This is a genomic window from Nocardiopsis endophytica (assembly GCF_027706725.1).
Taxonomy (GTDB): domain Bacteria; phylum Actinomycetota; class Actinomycetes; order Streptosporangiales; family Streptosporangiaceae; genus Nocardiopsis_A; species Nocardiopsis_A endophytica.
This window is the reverse complement of record NZ_JAQFWQ010000046.1, coordinates 1-23,678: the sequence shown is the minus strand read 5'-3', so window position 1 is coordinate 23,678 and position 23,678 is coordinate 1. Positions and strand designations below refer to the sequence as shown.

The 23,678-nt window shown below is 73.9% G+C and carries 23 protein-coding genes and 3 tRNA genes; 21 read left to right on the top strand and 5 right to left on the bottom strand.

Translation table 11 applies throughout. The annotated features are described in order from the left end of the window. Window positions 1-169 precede the first annotated feature (169 nt). The 11 genes from O4J56_RS16725 (at window position 170) to O4J56_RS16675 (ending at window position 8,942) form a co-directional block, all read left to right on the top strand. The gene (locus O4J56_RS16725) at window positions 170-1,339 is read left to right on the top strand and encodes a GDSL-type esterase/lipase family protein (protein ID WP_270686801.1); all 1,170 of its coding nucleotides are present in this window, start codon (window positions 170-172) and stop codon (window positions 1,337-1,339) included. 190 nt (window positions 1,340-1,529) lie between these two features. Next, window positions 1,530-2,348 (top strand): ABC transporter ATP-binding protein, encoded by an 819-nt coding sequence (locus O4J56_RS16720; RefSeq protein WP_270686799.1) that lies wholly within the window; start codon window positions 1,530-1,532, stop codon window positions 2,346-2,348. After that, window positions 2,338-3,060 carry an ABC transporter ATP-binding protein gene (locus O4J56_RS16715; RefSeq protein WP_270686797.1) on the top strand — a complete coding sequence of 241 codons (723 nt, stop codon included), beginning with the start codon at window positions 2,338-2,340 and terminating at the stop codon, window positions 3,058-3,060. The genes O4J56_RS16720 and O4J56_RS16715 overlap by 11 nt, the downstream gene beginning before the upstream one ends. An 11-nt stretch (window positions 3,061-3,071) precedes the next feature. After that, window positions 3,072-3,923, top strand: coding sequence for a branched-chain amino acid ABC transporter permease (locus O4J56_RS16710; protein WP_270686796.1), 852 nt, complete (start codon window positions 3,072-3,074; stop codon window positions 3,921-3,923). Window positions 3,924-3,925: 2 nt separating this feature from the next. Then, window positions 3,926-4,945 carry a branched-chain amino acid ABC transporter permease gene (locus O4J56_RS16705; protein ID WP_270686795.1) on the top strand — a complete coding sequence of 340 codons (1,020 nt, stop codon included), beginning with the start codon at window positions 3,926-3,928 and terminating at the stop codon, window positions 4,943-4,945. After that, entirely contained in the window at window positions 4,942-6,276 is a 1,335-nt protein-coding gene (locus O4J56_RS16700) for an ABC transporter substrate-binding protein (protein ID WP_270686794.1), read from the top strand. The genes O4J56_RS16705 and O4J56_RS16700 overlap by 4 nt, the downstream gene beginning before the upstream one ends. A gap of 85 nt (window positions 6,277-6,361) precedes the next feature. Beyond that, the gene (gene gltX, locus O4J56_RS16695; RefSeq protein ID WP_270686793.1) at window positions 6,362-7,822 is read left to right on the top strand and encodes a glutamate--tRNA ligase; all 1,461 of its coding nucleotides are present in this window, start codon (window positions 6,362-6,364) and stop codon (window positions 7,820-7,822) included. Between the two features lie 137 nt (window positions 7,823-7,959). After that, window positions 7,960-8,034, top strand: a tRNA-Gln gene (locus O4J56_RS16690). A 49-nt stretch (window positions 8,035-8,083) separates the two neighbouring features. Further along, window positions 8,084-8,156: transfer RNA gene (locus O4J56_RS16685), tRNA-Glu, on the top strand. 99 nt (window positions 8,157-8,255) lie between these two features. Beyond that, window positions 8,256-8,331: transfer RNA gene (locus O4J56_RS16680), tRNA-Glu, on the top strand. A 164-nt stretch (window positions 8,332-8,495) separates the two neighbouring features. After that, window positions 8,496-8,942, top strand: coding sequence for a carboxymuconolactone decarboxylase family protein (locus O4J56_RS16675; RefSeq protein WP_270686792.1), 447 nt, complete (start codon window positions 8,496-8,498; stop codon window positions 8,940-8,942). Here the strand turns inward: O4J56_RS16675 and O4J56_RS16670 are convergent. Beyond that, the gene (locus tag O4J56_RS16670) at window positions 8,905-9,855 is read right to left on the bottom strand and encodes an alpha/beta fold hydrolase (protein ID WP_270686791.1); all 951 of its coding nucleotides are present in this window, start codon (window positions 9,853-9,855) and stop codon (window positions 8,905-8,907) included. The two genes, O4J56_RS16675 and O4J56_RS16670, sit on opposite strands and share 38 nt — an antisense overlap. 82 nt (window positions 9,856-9,937) lie before the next feature. On the opposite strand from O4J56_RS16670, the gene O4J56_RS16665 reads away from it, so the two are divergent. Beyond that, window positions 9,938-11,089, top strand: a complete 1,152-nt coding sequence (locus O4J56_RS16665; protein ID WP_270686790.1) for a PQQ-dependent sugar dehydrogenase — start codon at window positions 9,938-9,940, stop codon at window positions 11,087-11,089. A gap of 9 nt (window positions 11,090-11,098) precedes the next feature. On the opposite strand, the gene O4J56_RS16660 is transcribed toward O4J56_RS16665, so the two are convergent. Together O4J56_RS16660 and O4J56_RS16655 are read right to left on the bottom strand one after the other, a co-directional pair. Then, complete coding sequence (locus O4J56_RS16660; protein WP_270686789.1) at window positions 11,099-11,692, bottom strand: Uma2 family endonuclease; 594 nt, start codon at window positions 11,690-11,692, stop codon at window positions 11,099-11,101. 107 nt (window positions 11,693-11,799) lie between these two features. After that, window positions 11,800-12,483, bottom strand: a complete 684-nt coding sequence (locus O4J56_RS16655) for an IclR family transcriptional regulator (protein WP_270686832.1) — start codon at window positions 12,481-12,483, stop codon at window positions 11,800-11,802. A 152-nt stretch (window positions 12,484-12,635) separates the two neighbouring features. Here O4J56_RS16655 and leuC point away from each other — a divergent pair, with 152 nt between their 5' ends. The 4 genes from leuC to O4J56_RS16640 all read left to right on the top strand — a co-directional run bounded on the left by leuC (window position 12,636) and on the right by O4J56_RS16640 (window position 15,293). Beyond that, window positions 12,636-14,033 (top strand): 3-isopropylmalate dehydratase large subunit, encoded by a 1,398-nt coding sequence (gene leuC / locus O4J56_RS16650; RefSeq protein WP_270686787.1) that lies wholly within the window; start codon window positions 12,636-12,638, stop codon window positions 14,031-14,033. Window positions 14,034-14,081: 48 nt separating this feature from the next. After that, window positions 14,082-14,672 (top strand): 3-isopropylmalate dehydratase small subunit, encoded by a 591-nt coding sequence (gene leuD / locus O4J56_RS16645; RefSeq protein ID WP_270686786.1) that lies wholly within the window; start codon window positions 14,082-14,084, stop codon window positions 14,670-14,672. After that, entirely contained in the window at window positions 14,651-14,932 is a 282-nt protein-coding gene (locus O4J56_RS32205; RefSeq protein WP_456299796.1) for an SCO5555 family protein, read from the top strand. Before leuD ends, O4J56_RS32205 begins: the two co-directional genes overlap by 22 nt. A 79-nt stretch (window positions 14,933-15,011) precedes the next feature. After that, on the top strand, window positions 15,012-15,293 hold the full coding sequence (locus tag O4J56_RS16640; RefSeq protein ID WP_017537129.1) for an HU family DNA-binding protein: 282 nt from the start codon (window positions 15,012-15,014) through the stop codon (window positions 15,291-15,293). 72 nt (window positions 15,294-15,365) lie between these two features. On the opposite strand, the gene cofC is transcribed toward O4J56_RS16640, so the two are convergent. Continuing rightward, window positions 15,366-16,004 (bottom strand): 2-phospho-L-lactate guanylyltransferase, encoded by a 639-nt coding sequence (cofC, locus tag O4J56_RS16635; RefSeq protein ID WP_270686785.1) that lies wholly within the window; start codon window positions 16,002-16,004, stop codon window positions 15,366-15,368. A 230-nt stretch (window positions 16,005-16,234) separates the two neighbouring features. Between cofC and O4J56_RS16630 the strand changes: the two genes are divergently transcribed. From O4J56_RS16630 to O4J56_RS16615, 4 genes are all read left to right on the top strand, one after another. Continuing rightward, window positions 16,235-17,014 carry a lysophospholipid acyltransferase family protein gene (locus O4J56_RS16630; protein ID WP_270686784.1) on the top strand — a complete coding sequence of 260 codons (780 nt, stop codon included), beginning with the start codon at window positions 16,235-16,237 and terminating at the stop codon, window positions 17,012-17,014. 38 nt (window positions 17,015-17,052) lie between these two features. Continuing rightward, a complete protein-coding gene (locus tag O4J56_RS16625) occupies window positions 17,053-18,063 on the top strand; it encodes an NAD(P)H-dependent glycerol-3-phosphate dehydrogenase (RefSeq protein WP_270686783.1) in 1,011 nt (336 codons plus the stop codon). Window positions 18,064-18,074: 11 nt separating this feature from the next. Further along, window positions 18,075-19,307 (top strand): trans-sulfuration enzyme family protein, encoded by a 1,233-nt coding sequence (locus tag O4J56_RS16620; protein WP_270686782.1) that lies wholly within the window; start codon window positions 18,075-18,077, stop codon window positions 19,305-19,307. A 109-nt stretch (window positions 19,308-19,416) separates the two neighbouring features. Next, a complete protein-coding gene (locus O4J56_RS16615) occupies window positions 19,417-20,556 on the top strand; it encodes a D-alanine--D-alanine ligase family protein (RefSeq protein ID WP_270686781.1) in 1,140 nt (379 codons plus the stop codon). Here O4J56_RS16615 and O4J56_RS16610 read toward each other — a convergent pair. Next, complete coding sequence (locus O4J56_RS16610; protein ID WP_270686780.1) at window positions 20,553-21,434, bottom strand: EI24 domain-containing protein; 882 nt, start codon at window positions 21,432-21,434, stop codon at window positions 20,553-20,555. The genes O4J56_RS16615 and O4J56_RS16610 overlap by 4 nt on opposite strands. 107 nt (window positions 21,435-21,541) lie before the next feature. Between O4J56_RS16610 and O4J56_RS16605 the strand changes: the two genes are divergently transcribed. Further along, the gene (locus tag O4J56_RS16605; RefSeq protein WP_270686778.1) at window positions 21,542-22,513 is read left to right on the top strand and encodes a type IV toxin-antitoxin system AbiEi family antitoxin domain-containing protein; all 972 of its coding nucleotides are present in this window, start codon (window positions 21,542-21,544) and stop codon (window positions 22,511-22,513) included. The last annotated feature ends 1,165 nt before the right edge of the window (window positions 22,514-23,678 follow it).

Genomic DNA, 23,678 nt, shown 5'->3' with positions numbered 1-23,678 from the left:
CCCACTGGTGCGCCGGAAACGCACAGCCCGAGTGACATGCCTCACATATCGCCCTGGCCGTGCGTCCGGGCAGTGGCCTGCGCGTGATCTTTGGCGGGTAGTCCTGTATGCGGCATTCCTCGGTGTTCGCCTAGGTCAGTCGCTTGGTCCCGCGTTGAGAGGTCTCCCGATGCCGGTTCCGAACCGCCTCCGCGGCCGGGTGTCCGCCGTCCCGGCCGCTGTGCTCTCCGCCGTGCTCGCCGTCGTCCTCGTGGCCGGGTGCGGGAGCGACGGGGCGCAGGACGGGGGCGGGGCCTCCGGCCCCGGGGGCGCCGCTCCGCTCGGGGACGGCGGGCGCGGGGTCCGGGTCATGGCGGTCGGGGACTCCCTCACCCATGGCGGGACCGGCGACCTCACCTGGCGCTACCGGCTCTGGAACCACCTCTCCGACACCGACCCCGGCCTGGAGTTCGTCGGCCCGCGCGACGGGGTCGAGAACCGCGCCACCGAGGGCGAGGACGAGCACGACGGCTACGCCGACCCCGGCTTCGACACCGCCCACGACGCCATGTGGGGCCGCACCCTCGACGACGCCTCCCGGGAGATCGGCGGCACCGTCGCCGAGTACGACCCCGACGTCCTCCTCGTCCTCCTCGGCATCAACGACCTCGGCTGGCTGGGTGCTGGGCCCGACCGCATGCACGAGCGGGTCCGGGGCCTCCTGGACGAGGCGCGCAAGGGCGACGACCCGCCCCAGGTGGTCCTGTCCGGCGTCCTCCCCACCCAGCGCGGAGTGGACGACCCCTCCTTCTCCGCCAAGGCCGGCGCCTACAACTCCGGCCTGGACGCCATCGCCGAAGAGGAGTCCCGCGCCGGCGCCCGCGTCGTCCACCTCGACATCGCCGACGCCGAGTCCTACGTCCCCGACCGCGACACCTACGACGGCACCCACCCCAACGCCCGGGGCGAGCTCAAGATCGCGGCCGCCTTCGCCGACGCCCTGCACACCGAGTTCGGCTACGGCGCGGCCTACCCCCGCCCGCTCCCCGAGACCGAGTTCGGGCCGCAGGCGGCCCCCGAGCCGGCCGCCGAACTCGTCCCCGGCCAGGGCGCCGTCGTGACCTGGGATCCCGTCCCGGGAGCGACCACCTACCGCGTGCGCTGGAAGCAGCGCGGGGAAGGGGGACCTGAAGGCGCGGACCAGGTCTGGTCGCGCGCCCGGCCGCTCCCCGCCCACGTGCGCACCTGGGCCCTGGAGGACGTCGAACCCGGCTCCGAGTACACCTTCCAGGTCCGCGCCGACAAGGGGTGGCACAAGGGCGACTACTCCGACGGGGTCGTGGTCTCCGCGCACGCGTGACGGGGGTCAGGGAAACCACCGGTCTGCGCCCGCGGACCTTCCGGGCCCACCGCCGCCGCGACTAGCGTTCGAGGCAGCCGCGACGGCGTCGGCGCCGGTGGGCGGGGGTCTCGCGGATCCCCGACCGACCGGATGGTCGGTCGTGTCGCGGACTCCCCCGGCGCCGCGCGCCGCGACCCGAGAGGAGCCCATGGACGGCCCAGTCCTGTCGGTCGAGCACCTCACCGTCGCCTTCGGCGGCCTCACCGCACTCGACCGCGTCACCTTCGACGTGCCCCACCGCAGCGTCGTCGGGCTGATCGGCCCCAACGGCGCCGGCAAGACCACCGTGTTCAACGCGGTCAGCGGCGTCGTCCGCCCCCGCGAGGGCACCCTGCGGCGGCACGGCCGCCCGCTCCGCCGCCACCGCCCCCACCACCTGCCGCGCCTGGGCATCTCCCGCATGCTGCAGGGTCTGGGCCTGTTCCCCGGGATGACCGTGCTGGAGAACGTGATGGTGGGCGCCGACCCGCTGGCCACCGGCGGCCTGCCCGGCATGCTCACCGGCCTGGGCCGCGCCCCGCGCGACGAGCGCCGGGTGCGCGGGCGGGCCGAGGCCGCCCTCCACGAGTTCGGCGTCGCCGACGCCGCCCACGCCCTGCCCGGCACCCTGCCCTACGGCGTGCAGAAGCGCGTGGCCCTGGCCCGCGCCTGCGTCTGCTTCCCGGAGCTGCTGCTGCTCGACGAGCCCGCCTCCGGACTGGCCGCCGACGAGGTCTCCGAGCTGGCCGAGCGGGTGCGGATGATGCGCGCCCACGGGTCGGTGCTCCTGGTCGAGCACCACATGGACCTGGTCATGCGGGTGTGCGACCGCGTCGTGGTGCTCGACTTCGGCCGGGTGATCGCCGACGGGACACCGGACGAGGTGCGCGCCGACCCCGCCGTCGAGCGCGCCTACCTGGGGCCGCCCGAGGACGACGGCGACCTGCTCGCCCCCGGCGGCCCCGGGGAGGCCCACGATGGCCGCTGACCCCGCCCTGCGCACCGAGGGCCTCACCGTCCACTACGGCGCCGTCCGCGCCCTCGACGCCGTCGACCTGGAGGTCGCCCCCGGCGCCCTGCACGCCGTCCTGGGCGCCAACGGCGCCGGGAAGACCACCTTCCTGCGCGCCGCCTCCGGACTCCACCCGCCCCGCTCCGGCCGCGTCCTGCTCTTCGGCGAGGACGTCACCGGCGCCCCCGCCGAGGAGCTGGTCCGCCGCGGCCTGCTGCACGTGCCCGAGGGCGGCGGCGTGCTCACCGAGCTCACCGTGGAGGAGAACCTGCGCCTGGGCGGCCTGGTCCGCCGGGGCCGGGCCGCCCGTGCCGCCGCGCTCGGCGAGGTCTACGACCTCTTCGCGCCCCTGCGCGAGCGCCGCACCCGCTCGGCCTCCTCCCTCTCCGGGGGCGAGCGCCAGATGCTCGCCATCGGCAGGGCGCTGATGGCCGGGCCGCGCGTCGTCCTCCTGGACGAGCCCTCGCTCGGCCTGGCGCCGCTGATCACCCGCCGCATCATGCACCTGCTCCAGGACCTGCGGTCCCGCACCGGCCTGACGGTCGTCCTCGTCGAGCAGAACGCCCGCACCGCGCTGCGCGCCGCCGACCGCGCCCACGTCCTGGACCAGGGCGCCGTCGCCGCCGAGGGCCCATCGGCCGACCTGCTCGGCGACCCCCGCGTCCGCGCCGCCTACCTCGGTCTGTGAGGGAGCCGACCATGCAGCACTTCGCCGACCTCACCCTGAACGGGCTGGCCTCCGGCGCCGTCTACGCCGCCCTGGCCCTGTCCCTGGTGCTGATCTACCAGGCCACCCGGGTGCTCAACTTCGCCCAGCCCGCCTTCGCGCTGGTCTCGGCCTACCTGGCCTACGCCGTCACCGCCGCCACCGGCTCCTACTGGGCGGGCTTCGCCGCGGCGCTCGCGGCCGGCGGCCTGCTGGGCGCGGGCACCGAACGGCTGCTCATCCGCCCGCTGCGCAACGCCTCCCCGCTCAGCCCCATCATCGCCACCCTCGGCCTGCTGATGGTCCTGCAGGGCGCCGTGGGCATGGTGTGGGGCAACGAGCCGCTGTCCTTCGCCTACCCGCTGGACTACCGCGGCCGCTTCTCCCCGGCCGACGCCTTCGCCCTGGCCTCGGTCCTGCTCGTGGCCCTCGCCCTGTTCGCCCTGTACCGCTTCACCCCCGCCGGGCTGCGCATGCGCGCCGCCGCCATCCGGCCCGAGGCCGCGCGCCTGTCCGGGGTGCGGGTGGGCGCGGTGCTGGCCGGCGCCTGGGCACTGGCCTCGGCCATCGGCGCGCTGGCCGGGATGCTCGCCGCGCCGCCGTTCCTCACCCCCAACGCCTTCGACGCGGTCTTCGTGTTCGCCATCGCCGCCGCCGTCGCGGGCGGCCTGGAGAACCCCTTCGGCGCCGTGGCCGGGGGCCTGGCCGTCGGCGTGCTGCTGTCCTACGTCACCGGCTATGTGGGCCCCGAACTGACCGCGCTCGCCGCCCTGGTGGTGCTGCTGACCGTGCTCGCCCTCAAACCGGACGGCCTGTTCTCCCGGGCCGCCGCCCGAAAGGTCTGACCATGGCCCCGTCCACCCACCCGCTCCTGCGCCACGGCCTGTGGGCGCTCGCGGCCCTGGCCGCCGTGGCCCTCCTGACCGCGGCCACCGGCCCCGTCACCGACCTGCGCGTCGCCGACGTGGGACTGCACCTGCTCGCCGTCGCCGGGCTGCAGCTCCTCGTGGGCACCAGCGGCCAGGTGTCGCTGGGCCACGGCGCCTTCATGTTCGTCGGGGCCTACACCATGGCCCTGCTGGTGGTGAACCTGCCCGCCGTCCCCCTGGCGGCCGGCATGGCCGCCGCCTGCGCCGCCGGGTGCCTGGCCGGCCTGGCCGTCGGCGCGGCGACCGCCCGCCTGCACGGCCCCTACCTGGCGGGCGCGACGCTGATGCTGGCGGTGGGCCTGCCCGCCGTCGCCCTGCGCTTCCCGGACCTGCTGGGCGGCGCCAACGGCCTGGCGTTCACGGCCATCGGCGCGCCCCCGGCCCTGTCCGGCCTGGTCGACGACACCCAGTGGCGGGCGCTGGTGGTCTGGACGGCCGCGCTCCTCGGGCTGGTGGTGCTGGCCACGGCGACCCGCGGGCGCCTCGGCCGCCACCTGCGCGCGCTGCGCGACGACCCCACCGCCGCGGCGCTGTCGGGCATCCCCGTCGGCCGCGCGCGGGTCACCGCGTTCGTGATCAGCGCCGGCGCGGGCTCCCTGGCCGGGGCCTGCCAGGCCTACGTGCTCGGCACCGCCACCCCGTCCACCTACGCGCTGACGCTGTCCCTGGTGCTGCTCGCCGCGCTCGTCCTGGGCGGCCTGGGCAGCCTGTGGGGCGCCTTCTGGGCGGCGCTGGCCATCGTCTACGTGGAGGTCGCCGGGACCGAGCTCGCCCACGCCCTGCACCTGGACACCGACGTGCGCAACAACCTGCCCGTGGTGTTCTTCGGCGCCGTCCTGATCACGGTCGTCCTGGCCTGGCCGCGCGGCGTGCACGGCGCCCTGGCCGCCCTCGGCCGCCGCTTCCGCACCCCCCTTCAGACGGGAGAAGCACGATGAGAACCGATCCGACACGCGCGGCACGGCCCCTGGCGGCCGCCGCCCTGGCCCTGGCCCTGCTGGCGGCCGGGTGCACCGGCGCCGGGCAGACCGGCGACCAGGAGGCGGCCGACCTCGACGTCTCCACCGGGGTGACCGACGACACCGTCACCATCGGCGCGCACATGCCCCTGACCGGGCCCGCCGCCCCGGGGTACAGCCAGATCTCCGTCGGCGCCCAGGCGGTGTACGACTTCGTCAACGCCAACGGCGGGGTGCACGGGCGCACCATCGAGTACATCGCCGAGGACGACGCCTACGACCCGACCCGCACCGTCGAGGTCACCCGGGGCCTGGTGCACGACGACGAGATCTTCGCCATGGTGGGCGGGCTCGGCACCCCCACCCACTCCAAGGTCGTCGACTTCCTCAACACCGAGGGCGTGCCCGACCTGTTCCCCTCCTCCGGGGCGCTGATGTGGAACGACCCCGAGAAGTACCCGCTGACCTACGGCTACCAGGTCGACTACACCAAGGAGTCGAAGATCCTCGGCGAGTACGTCTCCGAGGAGTTCGGGGACGCCGAGGTCGGCTACCTGCTGCAGAACGACGACGTGGGCGTGGACTCCCAGCGGGGCCTGGACATGTACCTGTCCGACCAGTCCGTGGCCGTGGAGCACTACGAGTCCGGCGCCGAGGACCTGTCCGCCCAGATCGCCGGGCTGGAGCGGGAGGGGGCCGAGGTGGTGGTCTGCGCCTGCATCCCCAACTACGTGGCGCTGGCGCTTCTGGAGTCGGCCCGCACCGGCTACGACCCGCAGTTCATCACCAGCAGCATCGGCGGCGACACGGTCACCCTGCGCGGGCTGCTGTCGTCCTTCACCGAGGAGTCCGGCTCCGGCGGCGAACCCGACGACTTCCTGGACGGGCTGATGACGCTGGGCTACCTCCCTCCGGTCGAACTGGACGGTGACGACCCGTGGGTCGACTTCCTCCGCGGGGTCTACGACGAGTACGGCGGGGACGCCCCGATCAGCAACACCACCGTCTACGGCATGGTGCAGGCGGTCATGTTCGTGCAGGCGCTGGAGGCGGCGGGGGAGGACCCCACCCGCGCATCGCTCATCGAGGCCCTGGAGTCGATGGACGGGGCGGGGCCCGGCCTGGTGCCCTTCTCCTCCACCGCCGAGGACCGCGGCGGGTTCGCCGGGGGCTTCATCACCCGCTACGAGGACGGCGGGCTGGAGATCGTGCGCGATCCGGCGGTGACCGACAACGCCGAGGGCGACATCGAACCGGCCGAGGTCGACCGGCCGCTCCCCGAGGACATCGGCCCTCTCGCGCAGGGGTGAGGCGCGCCCGCGCGCAGCCGTGGGCCCCGGGGCGGTGCCGCTTCGCCGCCCTGGGGCCGCATCCTGCGCCGATAGGCTTGGGCGGGTGAGTGAGACTTCGATTCGCGTTCGCTTCGCGCCGTCCCCGACGGGCATGTTCCACGTCGGCGGCGCCCGTTCCGCACTGTTCAACTGGGCGCTGGCCCAGCAGACGCCCGAGGGCCGGTTCGTGCTCCGCATCGAGGACACCGACGCCGCCCGCAACAAGCCCGAGTGGACCGAGGGCATCATCAGCGCCCTGGCCTGGCTCGGCATCTCCGAGGCGGACCCCCACTTCGAGGGGCCCTACTTCCAGTCGGCCTACGCCGACAAGCACAAGGAGACCGCCGAGCGCCTCTACTCCGGCGGCAAGGCCTACTACTGCGACTGCACCCGCGAGCAGGTGCAGGAGCGCCGCGGCAACCCCCACCTGGGCTACGACGGCTTCTGCCGCGACCGCGGCCTGGAGCCGGGCGCCGGGCGCGCCCTGCGCTTCCGCGTCCCCGGCGGCGGGCCGACCGTGGTCGACGACAAGATCCGCGGCCGCGTGGAGTTCGACCACGACAACATCGAGGACTTCGTCATCGCGCGCGCCGACGGCTCCCCGCTGTTCGTGCTGGCCAACGTGGTCGACGACGTCGAGATGGGCGTCAACGAGGTGATCCGCGGCGAGGAGCACCTGTCCAACACCCCCAAGCAGCAGCTGCTCTGGGAGGCGCTGGGCCACACCCCGCCGGTCTGGGCGCACCTGCCGGTCATCGTCAACGAGAAGCGGCAGAAGCTGTCCAAGCGCCGCGACAAGGTCGCCCTGGAGTCCTACCAGGACGAGGGCTACCTGCCCGAGGCGATGGTCAACTACCTGATGCTGCTGGGCTGGGCCCCGGGCGAGGACCGGGAGATCATGCCCTGGGAGCAGATGCAGCCGCTGTTCGACATCTCCGACGTGAACAGCTCCAGCGCCTTCTTCGACGAGAAGAAGCTGCGCGCCTTCAACGGCGAGTACATCCGCGCCCTGGACGCCGACGAGTTCGTCGAGCGGTGCCGCCCCTACCTGGCCCCCGACAGGACCCCCTGGCCCGCGGACGCCTTCGACGAGAAGGCGTTCCGCGCCGTCGCGCCGCTGGCCCAGAGCCGCATCGCGGTGCTCAGCGAGATCGTTCCCAACGTCGACTTCCTGTTCCTGGACGAGCCCGTCTTCGACGAGAAGTCCTGGAACAAGGCGATGAAGCCCGGCGTGGGCGAGGAGATGCTGTCGGCCGCCCTGGAGCGCTTCAGCGACCCCGGGCAGGTCTGGGAGGCCGAGGCCCTCAAGACCGCCCTGGAGGAGGTCGGCCAGGCCCAGGGCCTCAAGCTCGGCAAGGCGCAGGCGCCGGTGCGCGTGGCCGTGACCGGGAGGACCGTGGGGCTGCCGCTGTTCGAGTCCCTGGAGCTGCTCGGCCGCGACCGCGTGCGCGCGCGCCTCAAGGCCGCGCTGGAGCGTGTGCGCGCCGAGCAGGAGCGGGAGCAGGCCGACGCGTCGGCGGGGTAGGACCGCCGGACCGGGGTGGCCGGGTGCACACCGGCCGCCCCCGGAATCCGGTTCGCGAGTACTCCGGAAGTCCGCTAAAGTTGAGCACGTCGCCGCGGGGGACAGGCCCGAAAGGGAAGGCCCCCGGGGAAAAGCACTGGGGTATGGTGTAATCGGCAGCACGACTGATTCTGGTTCAGTTAGTCTAGGTTCGAGTCCTGGTACCCCAGCCAACGGCCTCCCGGCAGGGAGGTCGCGGGACCGGTAGAACGGTTCTCTTGGGCCCCCGTCGTCTAGTGGCCTAGGACGCCGCCCTCTCAAGGCGGTAACGGCGGTTCGAATCCGCTCGGGGGTACGCAGCAGGGAGAGGCTCCCACCCGATGGGAGCCTTTTTACTGGAGCAGGCCGGATCCGGCCGGGCCCACAGGGGTCCGATAGGATGAGGCACGAATAGGCCCCCGTCGTCTAGTGGCCTAGGACGCCGCCCTCTCAAGGCGGTAACGGCGGTTCGAATCCGCTCGGGGGTACCAGGAGGAGCCCGGACTCATCGCGAGTCCGGGCTTTTTCGTATGCCGGGCACCGCACGGCGGACTGTGCCGTGGATCACCCCGCCGGCCCGTCACGGCCCGGCGGGCCGCCGTGTCCCCCTGTCGACGAACCGCGTCCGCGATCGACGACGAAAGGCAGGCGACCCATGAAGCGCGTCACCGTCCGGGACCAGATCCCCGAGATCTACGGCAAGATCCTGGAGGCCGGCCCCGAGCTGCAGAAGATCCTCGGGGACACCCTGGCCGAGCTGGTGAAGCTGCGCGTGTCCTACATCAACGGGTGCGCGTTCTGCATCGACAAGCACACCACCGACGCCCTGGACCTGGGCGAGTCGCGGCAGCGGCTGTTCCTGCTGGCCGCCTGGCGCGAGGCGCCCGCGCACTTCACCGAGGCCGAGCAGGCGGCGCTGGAGCTGGTCGACCAGGTCACCCGCCTGGGTGAGCACGGGGTGAGCGACGAGGCCTACGCCGGTGCCGCCGAGCACTTCGACGAGCGGGAGACCGCGGCGCTGATCCTGGCCGCCGCGCACATGAACCTGCTCAACCGGGTCGCCATCACCACGCACCTGCACCCGCCGCGGCGGCGCTCCTAGGCCGTCCCTTCTCGACATCGGCGACCATCTCGCGCACCCGCCCGGCGACGGCCCCGGGCCGGGTGCGCGGGACCCAGTGCCCTCCCGCGACGCGGCGGAGCCGGAAGTCCTCGCACCACTGGGCGGCGGAGGCCTGGAGGCTCTCGACCATGAACAGCTCGTGCGTGGGGGCGAGCACCTGGACGGGCACGGCGGTGCGCCGCGGCTGCGGGCGCAGCAGCCGGTCGCGCATGTTCACCCGGTACAGCTCCAGCCCGTTCAGGTGGTTGCGCAGGGAGCGCTTGTCCCGGGGCGGGCGGCCCTTCGGCGGGCCGACGCGCTCCAGCGCGCGCACGGCGGCGCCGCCGATCCCGGTGAGCCAGGCGAACTCGGGCACCCAGGGAAGGTGGAAGAAGCCGATGTAGGCCGAGCGCAGCGCCTCGTCGGCCACCTCCGCCAGCGCGCGCGGGCTCGGGCGCAGTCGGGAGCGCAGCCAGTGCGCCGCATGGTCCAGGCAGGGCCCCGAGACGGAGGTGTAGGACGCGAACAGGCGCGCGTGGCGCTCCTCGGTGACGGTGTGCCAGGCGGCGAGGGAGCCCCAGTCGTGGGCGAGCAGGTGCACGGGGCGGTCGGGGCTCGCGGCGGCGGCGACGCGGGCCATGTCGTCGGCGAGGCGGTCCAGGGCGTACCCGGACCGCTCACGCGGCGCGGGAGAGGCGCCGGCGCCGCGGACGTCGTAGACGACGACGCGGTGGTCGGCCGCGAGGTCGGTGACGACGCCCTCCCAGACCAAGGAGTCGTCGGGGTAGCCGTGGACGCACAGCACGGTGGGCGCGCCGGGGTCGCCGTAGGAGCGCGCCGCGAGCACGAGCCCGTCCCCGGTGGTGACGGAGAAGCGCACGGAAGTGGTGCCGGTCACATCGGTGCGAGACATGGCGTCATGTTAGACAAGGTGTCGATAAGCGGCGAGGGGCGGGGGCGATTCCGTTCCGCGCGCCTTGGGCAGGAATGGGGACATGCGAACGCGACCGCGGGCGCCGCGGGCCGCTGCGGCCCTCGCCGTCCTCCTCCTCTCGGCCCCGGCCTGCGCGGGCGGGGGCGGTGACCCCCAGGAGGCGGACGGCCCCGGCGAGGCGTCGGGCTCCGGCGAGGACGCCGCCGGGGAGCAGGAGCGCCTGCTGCCGCCCGGCGAGCCGGAGACCGTGGCCACCGGGCTGGACGTTCCCTGGGAGATGGAGTTCCTGCCGGACGGGTCGGCCCTGGTCGGCGAGCGCGAGTCGGGCCGGGTGCTGCGCGTCGATGCGGACGCCGGCACCGCGCCCGAGGAGGTCGGCACCGTCGAGGGGGTCAGTGCCGGCGGCGAGGGCGGGCTGCTGGGCCTGGCGGTGGAGCCCGGGTCCGGCGACGGGGGCGGGGACGTGTACGCCTACTACACGGCCGACACCGAGAACCGGATCGTGCGCATGCCCTACACCCCCGAGGACGGGCTGGGCGAGCAGGAGGTGGTCGCCGACGGCATCCCCAAGGCGCGCTTCCACAACGGGGGCCGGATCGAGTTCGGGCCGGACGGCCTGCTGTACGCGGGCACGGGCGACGCCGGGCAGGGGGACGCGGCCCAGGACACCGACTCGCTCGCGGGGAAGATCCTGCGGATGACCACCGACGGCGAACCGGCGCCGGACAACCCGTTCGACAACCTCGTCTACAGCTACGGCCACCGCAACGTGCAGGGGCTGGCCTGGCACGGCAACGTGCTGCTGGCCACCGAGTTCGGCCAGGACACCTGGGACGAGGTGAACGCGGTGCGGCCCGGCGGCGACCACGGCTGGCCTGAGGCGGAGGGCGAGGGCGGCGGCGAGGGCCGCGTGGACCCGCTGGTGGTGTGGCGGCCCCCGGAGGCCTCCCCGAGCGGGGCGGCGGTGGCCGCGGGCTCGCTGTGGGTGGCGGCCCTGCGCGGCGAGCGCCTGTGGCGCCTCCCCCTGACCGGCGACCCGGAGGACCCGGTGGAGGAGCCGGAGGCGCTGTTCACCGGGGAGTTCGGCCGCATCCGCGACGTGGCGGCCGAACCGGGCGGCAAGGCGGTGTGGATCGCCACCAGCAACCGCGACGGCCGGGGCGACCCGGCCGCCGACGACGACCGGATCATCAGGATCCCGCTGGGGGAGTGAGGCGGCCCATCACTCCCCGAAGGCGAAGAGGTCGGAAGTGCCGATCGGTCCGGTGAACGGCTCGGGGAGGCGGAGCAGGCCCTCGGAGTCGGAGACCTGCTTGCGGTAGACGCCGCCTTCGGGCTCCAGGAAGAGCGTCAGCCTCTCGGCTTCCATGTCGACCAGGAGGTAGGCGGGGACCTCGCCCCGTGCGTAGCCGCGGGTCTTCTTGACCCGGTCGGTCTCGGCGTTTCCGGGCGAGGTGATCTCGACGCTCAGGAGGGCCTCATAAGAGGGGAACCTCCACTGGTCCTTCTTGACGAGGGGCTTGGGGAGAAGCACCAGGTCCGGGACGTACCGCTCACCGCTGGGCATGATCATCAGCGTCACGTTCTGCAGCAGCTTGCTGTCGCTTGGAAGCACGGGCGCCATGGCGAGGGTCAGGTCCGTCGCGACGGCCGCGTGTGCGGAGACCGGGGTGGGGGACAAGATCAGGCTCCCGTCGATGATCTCGACCCGGTAACCCTCGGGCGGCTCCAGGTGATCGGCGACCTCGTTCAGGTCGCGCGGAGCCTCCCGGAAGGGCATGTCCGGGAACGGCGTCTCCGGGAGTGGTGCGGCCATCGGCCTGACCTCCTATATCGACCCGTCGGCCGGGAGTCTAGCGATCCGCCTCCAGGTTAGTCCGGCGTTTCACCGAATCCCAGGCGCCCGGCCCCGGGCGGTGCCCCCTACATCCCCTCGGTGTGGTGCAGGGCCTCGGTGATCTTCTCCGCCGCGGCGGTCACGGCCGGGGCGTGCAGGCGGCCGGGGGAGCGGGTCAGGCGCTCGATGGGGCCCGACACCGACACCGCGGCGATCACGCGGCCACCGGGTCCGTGGATGGGGGCCGACACCGACGCCACGCCCTGCTCGCGCTCGCCCACGCTCTGGGCCCAGCGGCGGCGGCGCACCTGGGTCAGGCTCTGCGCGGTGAAGTGCGCCCCGCGCAGGCTGCGGCGGATGCGGTCGGCGTCCTCCCAGGCCAGCAGGATCTGGGCGGCCGAACCGGCGTTCATGGGCAGCTCGCTGCCGACCGGCACGGTGTCGCGCAGGCCGCTGGTGCGCTCGGCGGCGGCCACGCACACCCGCACGTCGCCCTGGCGGCGGTAGAGCTGGGCGCTCTCCCCGGTCAGGTCGCGCAGCTGGGCCAGGACCGGGGTGGAGACCGCGAGCAGCCGGTCCTCTCCGGTGGCGATGGACAGCTCTCCCAGGCGCGGGCCCAGCACGAAGCGCCCCTGGCTGTCGCGGGAGACCATGCGGTGCCGCTCCAGCGCGACCGCCAGCCGGTGGGCGGTGGGCCGGGCCAGGCCGGTGATGCGGACGAGCTGGGCCAGCGACGCGGGCCCCGATTCCAGGGCGTCGAGCACGGACATCGTCTTGTCCAGGACGCCGACGCCGCTCGATGGGCTAGAGTTGTCCATGGCTTGATATTGCCGTCTCGATATGTGGAATGCAAATCCGCGCGGGACGGGTGTCCGGCCGCCGATCACCGACCCGCACCGCCGAGACGCGAGGAGGCGTCGCCATGGCCCGCACGATGGCCGAGAAGGTCTGGGAGGAGCACGTCGTCCGGCGTGCCGAGGGCGAGCCCGACCTGCTCTACATCGACCTGCACCTGGTCCACGAGGTCACCAGCCCCCAGGCGTTCGAGGGCCTGCGCCTGGCCGGCCGGAGCGTGCGCCGCCCCGACCTCACTGTCGCCACCGAGGACCACAACGTCCCCACCGAGAACGTGTTCGGCCCCATCGCCGACAAGGTCTCGCGCACCCAGATCGAGACGCTGCGCAAGAACGCCTCGGAGTTCGGCGTGCGGCTGTTCCCCATGGGCGACATCGACCAGGGCATCGTCCACGTGGTGGGTCCGCAGATGGGCCTGACCCAGCCGGGCATGACCATCGTCTGCGGCGACAGCCACACCAGCACCCACGGTGCCTTCGGCGCGCTGGCCTTCGGCATCGGCACCAGCCAGGTCGAGCACGTGCTGGCCACCCAGACGCTGCCGATGGCGCCCTTCAAGACCATGGCGGTCACGGTGGAGGGGCGGCTGCGGCCGGGGGTGACCGCCAAGGACATCATCCTCGCGGTCATCGCCGAGATCGGCACCGGCGGCGGGCAGGGCTACGTCATCGAGTACCGGGGCGAGGCCATCCGGTCGCTGTCGATGGAGGCCCGGATGACCGTGTGCAACATGTCCATCGAGGCCGGAGCGCGCGCGGGCATGATCGCCCCCGACGAGACCACCTTCGACTACATCAAGGGCCGCCCGCACGCCCCGCAGGGCGCGGACTGGGACGCCGCCGTCGCGCACTGGGAGGGCCTGCGCAGCGACGAGGACGCCGAGTTCGACCACGAGGTGGTGCTGCGCGCCGAGGACATCTCGCCGTTCGTCACCTGGGGCACCAACCCCGGGCAGGGCGTGCCGCTGGACGCGGCCGTGCCCTCGCCGTCGGACTTCGACGACCCGAGCGCGCGCGCCTCCGCCGAGAAGGCCCTGGCCTACATGGACCTGGAGCCGGGCACCCCGATGCGCGACATCGCGGTGGACACCGTGTTCCTGGGCTCGTGCACCAACGGCCGGATCGAGGACCTGCGCGCCGCCGCCGAGATCATCCGGGGCCGCAAGGTCGCCGACGGGGTGCGGATGATGGTGGTCCCCGGCTCCATGCGGGTCAAGGAGCAGGCCAACGCCGAGGGGCTGGGCGAGGTGTTCACCGCCGCCGGGGCCGAGTGGCGCGAGGCCGGGTGCTCCATGTGCCTGGGCATGAACCCCGACCAGCTCAAGCCGGGCGAGCGCAGCGCCTCCACCTCCAACCGCAACTTCGAGGGCCGCCAGGGCAAGGGCGGCCGCACCCACCTGGTCTCGCCGCTGGTGGCCGCCGCCACCGCGGTGCGCGGCACCCTGTCCTCGCCCGCGGACCTGTAGGCCGGGCCCCACCGACGACGGCGACGACGGAACCGAAAGGCTCAGAGCATGGAGAAGTTCACCGTCCACACCGGCAGGGGCGCCCCCCTGCGCGCGAGCAACGTGGACACCGACCAGATCATCCCGGCCGTGTACCTCAAGCGGGTCTCCCGCACCGGCTTCGAGGACGGCCTGTTCTCGGCGTGGCGCGCGAGCGACCCGGACTTCGTGCTGAACAAGGAGGAGTACGCGGGCGCCGACGTGCTCATCGCCGGGCCCGACTTCGGCACCGGCTCCTCCCGCGAGCACGCGGTGTGGGCGCTGCAGGACTACGGCTTCAAGGCGGTGCTCTCGCCCCGCTTCGCCGACATCTTCCGCGGCAACTCGCTCAAGGGCGGGCTGCTGACGGTGGTGCTGCCGCAGGAGGTGATCGAGCGGCTGTGGGAGATGGTCGAGGCCGACCCCGCCACGGAGGTCACCGTGGACCTGGTGGAGCGCGAGGTGCGCGCGCCCGGTCTGGCGCACCCCTTCGAGCTGGACGACTACACCCGCTGGCGGCTGATGGAGGGCCTCGACGACATCGCCCTGACGCTGCGCGAGACCGACGACATCTCCGCCTTCGAGGAGCGGCGGGCGCCGTGGCTGCCGGTGACACAGTAGGCCCCGACGGGGGTGCCCCGGGCGGCCCGGACGGGTCGGACGTGCCGCCCGGCGCGGAATTTTACCTGGACTTGGCGCGGCGCCTGCGGGAGGCCCACCGGAGGGCCGAGGCGCTCCCCGAGGGTGTCCGGATTCCGGTTATTCGTAGGCTTTTGACGGTCACAGAAGCGGTCAAAAGGGATCCCGTGCGTGGTTCCGAGCGGCTGGACCGCATGCTGGAGGAGATCTCTGCGCAGGTGGACGAGCCCCCGACACGCTGAGAACTTTCGGTGTTTGTGTTTGTGCCAGGGCCCTCCGGTCCCCTAATTTCGTGCGAGCAAGGGGGAACCGGAGGATCTAATGAACAAGCGTGACCTGATCGACGCGATCTCCGACCGGTTGGGAGACAAGAAAACCGCAACCGAGGCCGTGAACGCCGTGTTGGAGACCATCCAGAAGACCGTCGCCGAGGGCGACAAGGTGGCCATCACCGGGTTCGGCGTGTTCGAGAAGGCCGAGCGTGCCGCCCGGACCGCCCGCAACCCCGCCACCGGGGAGACCATCAACGTCCCCGCCAGCTTCGTCCCGAAGTTCCGGGCCGGGGCCGACTTCAAGGACCTGGTCAACGGCAAGAAGAAGTAGCCCCCCGGGGCGGTGGCGGCGCCGCTCGGCCCACTCGGGCCGGGCGGCGCCGTCGTGTGCGCCCGGGGCCCACTAGAGGCCCAGGCGCCCCAGCGCCTTGGCGGTGTGCGGCCCGACCCCTAGAGCGCGCGCCAGCGCCAGGTCCGTGCGCGTGTCGACGTCCCGGCGCAGCCCCGGCACGTCCGTGCGGAGGATCTCGACCGTGCCCAGCGAGCGGTGCCGCATGCGGGACCGCCCCTCGAAGGCGGGCAGGAACGACGCCCCCGGCGCGGCGGCGTACAGCGTGGTCCCCACGCCCTGGGCGTCCGCGGCGAAGGAGCGCGCGTGCAGCCCGGCGTCGGCGAGCACCCGGTCCAGCTCGTCGGGGCGCAGGGCGGGCAGGTCCGCCGAGACCGCGCACACACCCTCGTCGGGCCGCACGGCGCGCGCTCGGGCCGCGCCGTGCGCCAGTGCGGGGTTCAGCCCGCCGCCCGGCTCTCCGTCGATGATGCGCGCCCCCAGCGCTCCCAGGGCCTCGTGTGCGCGCCGGTCGTCGGTCACCGCGAAGACCAGTCCGACGCGCGGGCAGGCGGCCGCCGCCATCACCGTGTCGCAGGCGAAGGCCAGCGCCAGTTCCGCGCGCGCGGCGTCGTCGGGGCCGTCGTCGGGGCCCACGAGCCGCGTCTTGGCGCCCTCCAGGGGCTTCACCGGGACCAGCACCGACCATGTCACCGGCGCACTTCCCCCTCGCTTCGATGGGCCCCTGGAACAGGGCAACCCGGGCGGACACTGAAACGGACCCGGAAAAAGGGTAAACAGGACGGGGTGCGGGCGCGCACACCGCGCCCGTGACATGGGGCGATCGCCGGGGCTCCTAGACTGGATCGACCGCGCACGGACCGTCCCACCCCCTGGGGCCGCGCGGAGTGCGCCGATGACCAGGGGCGAATCCGGAGGAAGCAGTGGCCCAGCAACGCGAGTCGCGGTGGGTGAAGGCCGTGGTGGCCTCCATCGTGCGCCCGATCCTGCGGGTGGTGACCCGTCCCCGGTGGAGCGGGCAGGAGAACGTCCCCCGCGAGGGCGGTGTGATCATCGCCGCCAACCACCTGTCGATGACCGATCCGCTCACCATCGCGCACTTCCTGTACGTGGGGGCGCGCCGGTGGCCCACCTTCACCATGAAGGAGGGCGTCATGCGCATCCCCGTGGTGCGGTCGGTCGCGCGCAGCACCGGGCAGATCCCCGTCAAGCGGGGCAGCACCGACGCGGTCAAGGCGCTGCACGAGGCGGAGAAGGCCCTGGTCCGCGACGGCAGCTCGGTGATCTTCTACCCCGAGGGCACCTGCACCCGCGACCCGGGGCTGTGGCCCATGGCGGCCAAGACCGGCGTGGCGCGGCTGGCCCTGACCACCGGCGTCCCGGTGGTGCCGCTGGCGCACTGGGGCGAGCAGCACCTGCTGCCCTACGGCACCTCCAAGCTGCGCCCCTTCCCGCCGAAGAAGGTCGAGATGGTGGCCGGGCCGCCGGTGGACCTGTCGGAGTACCGCGGCAAGCCGCTGACGTCGACCCTCCTGAAGGAGGCCACCGCCGACATCATGCGCGCCATCACCGACCTGCAGGCGGGCATCCGCGGCGAGGAGCCCCCCGCCGTGCCCTTCGACCCCAGGCAGGCGCGGCGCGAGGCCGTGGAGGAGCGGTCCGCCGACGACGGCGCGCCCGAGAACGGGGCCGAGCGCTCCTGAGCGCACCGACAGCACGAGTAGGACCGGAAAGGGGCCGCATGACGAAGGTCGCGGTCATGGGCGGCGGTTCCTGGGGGACCGCCTTCGCCAACGTGGTGGCCGACGCCGGCGCCGCCGACGTCGAGGTCTGCGGCCGCCGCGCCGAACTGGCCGAGGCGATCTCCACCCGCCACGAGAACCCCGACTACCTGCCGGGGATCGCGCTCAACCCGGCCCTGGCGGCCACCGCCGACCCGGCCAAGGCGCTCGCGGGCGCCGAGTTCGCCGTCGTGGCGGTGCCCTCCCAGTCCCTGCGCGCCAACCTGCGCGCCTGGGCCCCGCACATCGCGCCCGGCGCCGTGGTCGTCAGCCTGATCAAGGGCGTGGAGCTGGGCACCTCGCTGCGCGCCAGCGAGGTGATCGCCCAGGAGCTGGACCTGCCGCCCGAGCGGGTCGCCGCGGTGACCGGCCCCAACCTGGCCCGGGAGATCGCCGAGCGGCAGCCGGCCACCGCCGTCGTCGCCTGCCCGCACGAGCCCACCGCGGTGCGCTTCCAGCACCTGTGCAAGTCCTCCTACTTCCGCCCCTACAGCGGCACCGACCTGGTCGGCGCGGAGCTGGGCGGCGCGGTCAAGAACGTGATCGCCCTGGCGGTGGGGGTGGCCGTGGGCATGGGCTTCGGCGACAACGCCAAGGCGGCGCTGATCACCCGGGGCCTGGCCGAGACGGTGCGGCTGGCCGTGGCGCTCGGCGCCGACGAGCACACCCTGGCCGGGCTGGCCGGGATGGGCGACCTGGTCGCCACGTGCTCCTCGCCGCTGTCGCGCAACCGCACCTTCGGCGAGCAGCTCGGCAAGGGGTTCACGGTCGAGCAGGCCGTCGAGAACACCAAGCAGACCGCCGAGGGGGTCAAGTCCTCCGAGTCCATCCTGGCGCTGGCCCGCGCCAACGGGATCGACATGCCCATCACCGAGGCCGTGGTCGGGATGATCCACCACGACCTCTCCCCGGCGGAGGCGCTGCAGGCCTTCATGGCCCGCACCGCCAAGCCGGAGCGGTACGGAGTCTGAGGAGGGGCGGCATGACCGGGAACGGCGGAGAGAACGGCGGAGGGTACGGCGAGGCGACACGGGCGGTCCGGCTGCCCACCGGCGGCGGCCCCCGGGGCGAGCGCCCCATGCGCCCGCCGGTGCACCGCAGCACCACCTACGCCTTCGAGGCCTCCCAGGACTACGCCGACGTGCTGGACGGCGTCCGGGGCGGCTACTCCTACGCGCGCATCGACAACCCGACCACCGACGCCTTCGCCACCGCCCTGGCGGCCATGGAGGGCGCCGGGACCGGCCGGGAGGTGCACGGCCAGGCGTTCGCCTCCGGCATGGCGGCCATCAGCACGGTGCTGCTGGCCCTGACCTCGGCCGGGTCGCACGTGGTGGCCTCGCGCGCGCTGTACGGCAACACCTACTCGCTCCTGGACGGGATGCTGCGCCGCTTCGGCGTGGAGACCGACTTCGTCGACATCGGCGACACCGACCAGGTGCGCGCGGCGATGCGCCCGGAGACCGCGCTGGTGTTCACCGAGACGCTGTCCAACCCGGCCATGCTGGTCTCCGACATCCCCGCCCTGGCGGACGCGGCCCACGACGCCGGGGCGCTGCTGGTGGTGGACTCCACGTTCGCCTCCCCGGCGGTGTGCCGCCCCCTGGAGCACGGCGCCGACATCGTTCTGCACTCGGCCACCAAGTACATCGGCGGGCACAGCGACGCCACCGGCGGCGCCGTCGCCGGGTTCGGCGAGCCGATGGCCCGGGTGCGCGCCGCACGCGTCGACCTGGGGCCCTGCCTGGCGCCGGACGAGGCCTACCTGCTGCACAGGGGGCTGGAGACGCTGCCGCTGCGGGTGGCCCGGCAGTGCGCCACCGCCGCCGAGTTCGCCGCCGCCGTGGCCGCCCACCCGGCGGTCGCGAGCGTGGACCACCCCTCGCTGCCGGGCCACCCCGGGCACGGGCTCGCCCGCGCGCTGTTCGACGAGGGGCGCTACGGCGCGGTCGTGACCGTCGCCCCGCACGGCGGCCGCAAGGAGGGCATGGCCTTCGCCGACGCGCTGGGTCTGGCCGACGTGGCCGCGTCGCTGGGCGGCACGCACACCCTGGCCGGGCACGTCGCCTCCACCTCGCACCGCCAGATGAGCGACGCCGAGCTGGAGGGGGCGGGCATCGCGGCGAGCGCGGTACGCTTCTCCATCGGCCTGGAGGAGCCGCGGGACCTGGTCCGCGACGCCCTCGCGGCGCTCGACCGCTGCGGCGGTGCGTGACAGCCGGGCCGGGGCGGGTATGCGGTCACCGGGGACGGGGCCGATCGGACAGCACCGGAGCGCCGCCGCGGCGCCCGGGTCGGAACGAGGCGAGATCGGGTAGGTCAGCATGGCCGAGCAGCGCAGAACGGGCGGGAACGACAGGGTCCGCGTCGCCGTGGTCTTCGGCGGTCGCAGTTCCGAGCACGAGATCAGCTGCGTCACCGCGGGAAGCGTCCTGTCGGTGATCGACGAGGACCGGTACGAGGTGGTGCCGGTCGGCATCACCCGCTCCGGCGAATGGGTGCTGGCCTCCGGCGACCCGGACCGCCTGGCCATCGAGGGCGGCGAGCTGCCTACCGTGGAGGACGCGGGCGGCGGCAGGGCGCTGGCGCTGCCGTTCGACGCCGGGTCCGGCCTGGCGGTGATGGAGCCCGGCGCGGTCCCCGAGCGGCTGGCCGAGGTGGACGTGGTCCTGCCCCTGCTGCACGGTCCCTACGGCGAGGACGGCACCATCCAGGGCCTCTTCGAGATGATGGGCGCGCGCTACGTGGGCGCGGGCGTGTTCGCCAGCGCCGCCTCCATGGACAAGGTCTTCATGAAGGCGATGCTCACCGGGCACGGGATCGCCACGGGGCCCTACGTGCCGGTGACCGACCGCGAGTGGCGCACCGAGCGCCGCCGGGTGCTCGACGACATCGCCAAGCTGGGCGAGGTGCTGTTCGTCAAGCCCGCGCGCGCGGGCAGCAGCGTCGGCATCACCAAGGTGAAGGACGGCTCGGACACCGACGCGGTGGTGTCCGCGATCGAGGCCGCGCGCGAGCACGACCCCAAGGTCATCGTGGAGGCGGCCCTCTCCGGGCGCGAGGTGGAGTGCGGCGTCCTGGAGGGTGTGGACGGGGCCGCCCCGGAGGCGTCCCTGCCGGCCGAGATCCACGTGGCCGAGGGGTTCGACTTCTACGACTTCGAGGCCAAGTACCTGTCGAGCAGCAGCCTGACCATCCCGGCCGACCTGCCCGATGAGGTCATCGAGCGCATCCGGGCCCTGGCGGTGCGCACCTTCGAGGCCATGGGCTGCGAGGGGCTCGCCCGGGTGGACTTCTTCTACGGCGACGACGGCGAGGTCTACGTCAACGAGCTGAACACGATGCCGGGGTTCACCCCCAGCTCGGCGTTCCCGCAGATGTGGGCGGCCACCGGCGTCGACTACGCGCAGCTGGTGGACCGCCTGATCACGTCGGCGCTGAACCGCTCCGCCGGGCTGCGCTAGCGGGGCAGCCCCGGTCCCTGCCCCGGCCCGTGGGGCGGCTGCCAGTGCTGCGGCGGGTGGGGCGGGTGCGGCGGGTACCCGCCCTGCGGGTACCCGTGCGGCGGCGCGGCGGGCGGCGCGGCCGGGGGCGCGGCGGGCAGGATCCGCCGCGCCAACAGGGTGCCTCCGGCGGTCGCGGCGGGGAAGACCACCACCGCCACGAACGGGATCGCCAGCAGGAAGTAGGCGGGCACGGCGAAGCCCAGCGACAGGGCCTTGCGGGACCACAGGGCGCGCCGCCGGTCGCCCAGGCGCCGCAGCCCCCGCCGGTCGAAGGCGGCGCCCACCAGCTCCATGCCGAGCATGAACCCGCCGAACAGCGCCGAGACCACCGGCACCACCGTCTGCCCGGCCACCGGGACGAACCCGGCGATCAGCAGCGGCAGCGAGACCAGCGCCGAGATCAGGACCAGCACCAGCGACTGGCGCACCGACCGGGCGATGGACCCGGCGAGCGACTCGTCCACCTCGGGCGCGCCGCCCAGGCGGTTCTCGACGTCCTCGGCGATCAGGTCGTACAGCGGCGCCCCGAGCGCCAGCGTCAGGCCGGTGAAGCCGACCACCATCACCAGCACGGCCGCGCCCACCATCAGCACCCCCGCGGTGATGCGCACGGTGTTCCGCCAGCCCTCGGCCCAGGCGTCGGCGAAGGGGGTGGCCCAGGCGGCCAGGTCGGAGATGTTGTACAGCAGCGCCACGAGCGCGCCCAGGAAGAGCAGCGACGTGAACAGCGGGGGGATGGCCCCCAGGAAGAACAGCTTGGGGCGGCTCAGCACGATGCCGGCGCCGCGCACCAGCAGCCCCGCCCCGGAGAAGACGTCGCGAACGGCGGTGATCATGGTGGGTGAGCCTACCGACCGCCGGGACCGGCGCGGACCCCGGCCGTTGTCCACAGGCGGACGGAACCGTATGGCGGCGCCGGGCGCGCGGGTGTCCGATGGGGCCCATGGACGAGTTCGGCGCTGTCACCTCCCTGGCCGCCTCCCAGCACGGGGTGGTCTCCCGCGACCAGGCCCGCTCCTGCGGGCTGTCCGACCGCGCGGTCGACCGCCTGGTGCGGTCCCGCCGGTGGGCCAAGGTCCGCCCCAACGTCTACCGGGTGGAACCGGGGCCGCCGCCGCTGGCCGCCCGGGTCAAGGCGGTGCAGCTGGTGCTGGGGCCCCGCGCGGTGGCGGTGGGGCCCACGGCCGCCCGGCTGTGGGGGATGCAGGGGCCCATGCCCGGCCCGGGGTACGAGCACGTCCACGTCAGCGCGCCGGGGCGGGGGTCGGGCGCCTCGGCGGGGGTGCGGCGGCACGGCTGGGACGTCCCGGCGGGGGAGACCACGGTCCGCGGCGGCCTGCGGCTGACCACCCCGGGGCGCACCGTGCGCGACACGGTGCTGCTCACCGACCGCTATTGCGCGGTCAGCGTGGTCGACTCGGCGCTCAACCTGGGCCTGGTGGACCGGGGCGACCTGGCCGAGCTGGCCGCCGCCAACGCCGGGCGGATCGGCGCCCCGCGCAGCCGCGCCTGGTGGACCGAGGCCGACGGGCGGGCGGAGAGCACGTTCGAGACCCGGCTGCGGCTGGTGCTGACCGACCGCGGGCTGGCGCCGCAGGAGCTGCAGTACCCGGTGTTCACGGCCGCCGGCGAGCTGGCCGGGCGCGCCGACCTGGCCTGGCCGGACCGCGGCGTGGTGGCCGAGGCCGACGGAGCGGGGCCGCACACGCTTCCGGAGGCGCTCTTCGCCGACCGCGAGCGGCACAACCGCATGGCCGCCGCCCCGGGGAGGCTGGTGCTGCTCCGCTTCACCTGGAGCGACCTGCGCCACCCCGACCAGATCGCCGAGATGGTCCGCGCGGCTTTGACCGCTCCTCAAGCCCTGAGGGAAGCAGGAGAGCCCACCCCAGGCAGCGGAGGCGCCCCTCCCCCTTGACGACGCAAGCGAGCCACCCTTCGTGGAGAGCCCATCGTGGGGACCCCCTTGGGGGACTGCTACGTGGTGGGCCCGTCCCACCCGAGAGTGCGCGGTGGCACCGGCCGGTGGGCCGCTGGCGGTTCATACAGGAGGTCGGCTGGGCAGGCCCCCACTCACCGCTCCCGGCCGGGAGGCGGGCCGCCGGTCTTGCCCGCCGTTCGGCGGCCTTCGGTTCGCTTTTGAAGTGTGGTTCAGGTTCTATCCCCACCGTCCGAAGGTGGGCGGTCGCTCCTGCTTTGTGGGCCCACCCCACCCCAACGCGTGCGGTGGTGCCGGGCGGCGGGCTCCTCGCGGTCCAGAGCGGCAGGCGGCTGGGCTGGTACCCCGCTCAAGGGCCCCGGCCGGGCGGCAGGCCGATGGGGGGTGAGGTGGGAGGGCGGCGACGAGGACAGGTCAGCGGCCCTCGCCGCAGCGTCGTCGGCCATCCGGCGCGTGCATGGTCACCGGAGCGGGCGGCGACGGAGCAAGCCGGGCGGTTCCCGGGCCTTGTCTGTCGGGCGTCAGGCCCCATACGACCGGAGGCGGGCGGATCAGCAGGTCCCCCGCTACAGGGCCCCGGCCGGGCGGCGGGCCGACAGAGTGCGGCGAGGAGAGCAGCGACGAGGAAAGGTCAGCGGTCCTCGTCGCAGCGCTGTCGGCTGCAGCGCGTGTGGGCGGTCGCCGTGGTTGGCGGCGACGGAGCCAGCCGGGTGGTTCCCGGGCCCTGCCTGCCGGGCGGGGTGTCTCTCGCTGTCCGGGTCGGCGGGCGGCTGAACAGGTCCCGCACTTCAGGGCCCCAGCCGGGCGGCGGGCTGGTGGGGTGTGAGGCGGGAGGGCGGCGACGAGGGCAGGCTGGCGGCCCTTGCGGCAGCGCTGTCGGCCGCAGCGCGTGCGGGCGGTCACCGTGAAGAGCAGCGATGGAGCAAGCCGGGCGGTTCCCCGGCCCCACCAGCCGGGCGGCAGGCCTCTCGCAGTCCGGGAGGGCAGGCGGCTGGGCTGGTTACGGGCCTCGGCCGGGTGGTCGTCCGCGTTCGTGGCGGCCGTCGGGCCTGCCGGGCCCTTGGCCTTGATGATCTCGACGGAGGTGCTGTCATTCCGGCGGTTTTGACAGCACTTTCGTCGAGATCATCGCCGAGGGGCCCGA

What these genes read in the sequence shown, in the direction of transcription:
- O4J56_RS16725 (WP_270686801.1), top strand. Translation starts at nt 170, where the DNA reads ATGCCGGTTCCGAACCGCCTCCGCGGCCGGGTGTCCGCCGTCCCGGCC.
- O4J56_RS16720 (WP_270686799.1), top strand. Translation starts at nt 1,530, where the DNA reads ATGGACGGCCCAGTCCTGTCGGTCGAGCACCTCACCGTCGCCTTCGGC.
- O4J56_RS16715 (WP_270686797.1), top strand. Translation starts at nt 2,338, where the DNA reads ATGGCCGCTGACCCCGCCCTGCGCACCGAGGGCCTCACCGTCCACTAC.
- O4J56_RS16710 (WP_270686796.1), top strand. Translation starts at nt 3,072, where the DNA reads ATGCAGCACTTCGCCGACCTCACCCTGAACGGGCTGGCCTCCGGCGCC.
- O4J56_RS16705 (WP_270686795.1), top strand. Translation starts at nt 3,926, where the DNA reads ATGGCCCCGTCCACCCACCCGCTCCTGCGCCACGGCCTGTGGGCGCTC.
- O4J56_RS16700 (WP_270686794.1), top strand. Translation starts at nt 4,942, where the DNA reads ATGAGAACCGATCCGACACGCGCGGCACGGCCCCTGGCGGCCGCCGCC.
- O4J56_RS16675 (WP_270686792.1), top strand. Translation starts at nt 8,496, where the DNA reads ATGAAGCGCGTCACCGTCCGGGACCAGATCCCCGAGATCTACGGCAAG.
- O4J56_RS16670 (WP_270686791.1), bottom strand. Translation starts at nt 9,855, where the DNA reads ATGTCTCGCACCGATGTGACCGGCACCACTTCCGTGCGCTTCTCCGTC.
- O4J56_RS16665 (WP_270686790.1), top strand. Translation starts at nt 9,938, where the DNA reads ATGCGAACGCGACCGCGGGCGCCGCGGGCCGCTGCGGCCCTCGCCGTC.
- O4J56_RS16660 (WP_270686789.1), bottom strand. Translation starts at nt 11,692, where the DNA reads ATGGCCGCACCACTCCCGGAGACGCCGTTCCCGGACATGCCCTTCCGG.
- O4J56_RS16655 (WP_270686832.1), bottom strand. Translation starts at nt 12,483, where the DNA reads ATGTCCGTGCTCGACGCCCTGGAATCGGGGCCCGCGTCGCTGGCCCAG.
- leuC (WP_270686787.1), top strand. Translation starts at nt 12,636, where the DNA reads ATGGCCCGCACGATGGCCGAGAAGGTCTGGGAGGAGCACGTCGTCCGG.
- leuD (WP_270686786.1), top strand. Translation starts at nt 14,082, where the DNA reads ATGGAGAAGTTCACCGTCCACACCGGCAGGGGCGCCCCCCTGCGCGCG.
- O4J56_RS16640 (WP_017537129.1), top strand. Translation starts at nt 15,012, where the DNA reads ATGAACAAGCGTGACCTGATCGACGCGATCTCCGACCGGTTGGGAGAC.
- O4J56_RS16625 (WP_270686783.1), top strand. Translation starts at nt 17,053, where the DNA reads ATGACGAAGGTCGCGGTCATGGGCGGCGGTTCCTGGGGGACCGCCTTC.
- O4J56_RS16620 (WP_270686782.1), top strand. Translation starts at nt 18,075, where the DNA reads ATGACCGGGAACGGCGGAGAGAACGGCGGAGGGTACGGCGAGGCGACA.
- O4J56_RS16615 (WP_270686781.1), top strand. Translation starts at nt 19,417, where the DNA reads ATGGCCGAGCAGCGCAGAACGGGCGGGAACGACAGGGTCCGCGTCGCC.
- O4J56_RS16610 (WP_270686780.1), bottom strand. Translation starts at nt 21,434, where the DNA reads ATGATCACCGCCGTTCGCGACGTCTTCTCCGGGGCGGGGCTGCTGGTG.
- O4J56_RS16605 (WP_270686778.1), top strand. Translation starts at nt 21,542, where the DNA reads ATGGACGAGTTCGGCGCTGTCACCTCCCTGGCCGCCTCCCAGCACGGG.